We start from the raw sequence: 2,273 nt of genomic DNA, 5'->3' as shown, positions 1-2,273 counted from the left end.
CCCGCTGACGGCCGCCCCTCACCACCTGAGCCGACCGAACGTCATACTCATCCAACTGATTTGGATAAACCTCAGGTTCGGCCGGTTGCCATGTCGCCCGACCGACCGAGCGTCACGTCGTTCGATTAGGCCAACTCGATATCCCGTTCAGTCGGTACGTGCGACAACCTCTCCCTCACACACCCTCCCCGCCTCGCAGCTCGCCCGCGACGCACCCCGCTCCGGTCCTCTATTCGGCCCGGCCGACTGGATATCACACTCGCTCAGCTGAGCCGACCAGATGTCACATTCAGTCGGTATGCAGCGAAACCTCTGCCGCGCGGACCCATCCGTCCCCTCCCCGGCACGGCGAAGAACTACTCTTCCCAGTGCTCCTCGAGCGTCGCCGACACATGCTCGGCGAAGTCGCCCAGAATGTCGTCGCCGAAAACGCGCGCGTCCTCGGCCAGCGCGGCCCACCGGTTGATCAGCGCCGCCGAGCGCGGCACCGACAGCCCGTGCTCCCGGGCGGCGGCGATGCGGGCGTGATCGGCCGGTAGGAACCAGTAGGTCGTCAGCCACACCCAGATCAGGCGAGCCTCCAGAATGCGCTCGGCCAGGACCTCGTCGTCGGCCAGGCTCGGCCACACTCCGACGACCTCCGAACGCCATGCCTCCACCACCTGGCGGGCACGTTCACGGGTCAGCTCGATATCGCACAGGCAGCCCGGGAACGACACCAGCGCGTACGCGATATCCAAAGTGGCGTCGCGGAATCCGCCCCACTCGTAGTCGAGGAACCGCGCGCCCTCCTCGTTCAGGATGACGTTGTCGGGGCAGAGGTCCGACGGGCTGAACGCGCGATAGCGGCCCGAGGAGAACAGCCGGTTGCCCGCGACGATGCGCTGGGCGATCTCGCCCGGCACCTCGATGCCCAGCTCGCGACGCAGCAGTCCGGGCACCTCACCGATCGCGGCCTCGGCCTGCTGGGAGATGCCGTCGATGCGATGCACCACGTCGACCCGGCGCAGCAGCGCGACGAAATCGGGTTCGCGGCCGACGGTCGCGGCGTGCATGCGACCCAGCGCCTGTGCGAACGCCATCAGCGCGTTGCGGCTGGCGGGTTCGGCGCCCGTTTCCAGCACGGTGGTGAGCGAGGCGTTCTCGCCGAGATCGGACAGGATCAGCAGCCGCTCGGGCAGATTGTGCGCCAGCAGATACGCGCCGGGGCGATGCTCGCTGCTCAGCGCGGTGGTGAACTGATACGACACCGCCTCGCGGAGGAACGCGGAGTCGATACTGGCCACACCGGGCGCCAACCCGCCGGCCCGTCGATCGTGCGCGCCACCGCGGAGCTGCTTGACGATCAGCGTCCGCGGGAGTGAAAAGGCGTTTTCGGCTACACGCACGCGTAGTACTGTCGTCCTACCACTTCCGCTGAGTTCGATCGGATCACTCAGCTTCACCGGAGCACCCATCCGCCTGGTGAGCAAATGCTGTGCCGCGGACACGACTTCGGCGGCGCGTTCGGCCAATAGTGCGGTCATCGCGATCCAAGTTACTCGCATCAGGTCACTTTCAGCGAGCGGTTCCGCAACCTTTCGCGCGTCGCCCGGCGTGTCTATGTAAAGGGCCGACCGCCGCCGCGAGAGGCTGGACCCGGCACACCACATGCCTCGCTGCCAGCACAATCCCCTACCGCACTCGGACATTACGATAAATCGGGCACCACCACCGGGCGGTCGCTTGACACAACCGAACGGTTCCGGTTGTGTCGTCGCCAACTGCTGTGCGCCACCTGAAGGCCACCGTCCACCACGACGGTCACCTAGCCTGTAAGTACTTCAGATCCACCGTCTACCACGGACAAGTTCACCAAACGTGCAAGTGCTTCAGATCGATCATCGACCACGAACAAGATCACTTAGCCTGTAAGTGTTCTGGATCCACCGCCCGCCACGGACAAGGCCGCCTGGCAGGCACGTGCTTCAGACCCACCCGGCGTGCAAGCGTCAAGCCCCACCTGGCGTGTAAGTGTTTCAGATCCACCTATCGTGCTAGTGCTTTAGATCCACACTGAAATAAGGTGATTGGAAAGGTCCCCCACGATGACCGAACCCCCACGCTCCGTGCCAGGGGACAGTGACGACGAGCAGTTCACGGCCCAGCCCGGGCAGCATCAGGGCCCTCAGCGGGGTCCCGCACCCGAGCCCGGACCGGTGCCCGCGCGACACGAGATGCCCGGACAGTCCGGCTACCCGCAGTTCGAGGGCTCGGGGGCGCCGCAGTACGGC

At 65.8% G+C, this 2,273-nt stretch carries 1 protein-coding gene and 1 pseudogene; one reads left to right on the top strand and one right to left on the bottom strand.

Translation table 11 applies throughout. The features are described 5' to 3' along the window. Positions 1-356: 356 nt before the first annotated feature. The gene (locus JZ791_RS43955) at positions 357-1,526 is read right to left on the bottom strand and encodes a phosphotransferase family protein (protein WP_216903891.1); all 1,170 of its coding nucleotides are present in this window, start codon (positions 1,524-1,526) and stop codon (positions 357-359) included. A gap of 561 nt (positions 1,527-2,087) precedes the next feature. Between JZ791_RS43955 and JZ791_RS43950 the strand changes: the two are divergent. Then, positions 2,088-2,273 (top strand): annotated as a pseudogene (locus JZ791_RS43950) (hypothetical protein); the annotation flags it as partial.

The organism is Nocardia alni (assembly GCF_019038435.1).
Classification (GTDB): domain Bacteria; phylum Actinomycetota; class Actinomycetes; order Mycobacteriales; family Mycobacteriaceae; genus Nocardia; species Nocardia alni.
This window is presented reverse-complemented; position numbering and strand designations above follow the sequence as displayed.

Excerpts from the sequence above, each read along its gene's own strand:
- JZ791_RS43955 (WP_216903891.1), bottom strand. The coding sequence starts at position 1,526 with ATGACCGCACTATTGGCCGAACGCGCCGCCGAAGTCGTGTCCGCGGCA.